Annotated in this window: 1 protein-coding gene and 1 pseudogene; both read right to left on the reverse strand. The window is 65.4% G+C overall.

Features of this window, described 5'->3' with window-relative positions; all coding sequences use genetic code 11:
• Positions 1-200: pseudogene (locus KZA10_RS16990) on the reverse strand (IS3 family transposase); the annotation flags it as partial.
• 92 nt (positions 201-292) lie between these two features.
• A complete protein-coding gene (locus KZA10_RS16995) occupies positions 293-601 on the reverse strand; it encodes a transposase (protein WP_218026646.1) in 309 nt (102 codons plus the stop codon).
• Between the last annotated feature and the right edge of the window lie 34 nt (positions 602-635).

Consider the following 635-nt stretch of genomic DNA (forward strand, 5'->3'; position numbering starts at 1 on the left):
CCATTCTTGCCGCGCTTCTTCCCGAACACGGACCACCAGCCGTTCGCAGACGTGATCCGCCATGCTGTCCGGTCCGACATCGCCTGGCCCTCGTCGCGGGCTTCGTCGGCAAGGAGCCGATACCCGAACTCCGGGTCGTCGCGGTGGGCGTCGAACAGGGCGTTCGCCCGATACGCCTCATCCAGGTTCCGCTGACTCACGGGGTGACGCCGCCAGCGGTAATACGGCTGGCGAGCAAGCTTCAGAACCCGGCACGACACCACGACGGGAATCCCGTCCGCGGCGAGCTCGCTTACGAGCGGGTAGAGCCTTTTCCCGGCAGATGAGCCTGAGACAGATACGCGGTCGCGCGGCGCAGGACCTCGACCTCCTGCTCGAGGAGGCGGTTGCGTTTGCGGAGTTCACGCACCTCGGCGGATTCCGACGACGTCTGGCCAGGCTGCTCGCCGGCCTCGATCCGCGCCTGACGCATCCACTTGTCGAGAGTGCCCACATGGACACCGAAGTCCTTCGCGATCTGCGCGAGAGTGACCTCCGGATCACGACTCTCCGCAACGCGGATCACATCGTCGCGGAACTCCTTGGGAAACGGCTTGGGCATGATGACATCCTTCCAGGCCAGCCATCTCGGCTAG

It is taken from the genome of Microbacterium sp. BF1, from assembly GCF_019279095.1.
Classification (GTDB): Bacteria; Actinomycetota; Actinomycetes; order Actinomycetales; family Microbacteriaceae; genus Microbacterium; species Microbacterium maritypicum.

Bases quoted from the DNA above. Each gene is read 5' to 3' on its own strand.
- KZA10_RS16995 (WP_218026646.1), bottom strand. From the start codon at position 601: ATGCCCAAGCCGTTTCCCAAGGAGTTCCGCGACGATGTGATCCGCGTT.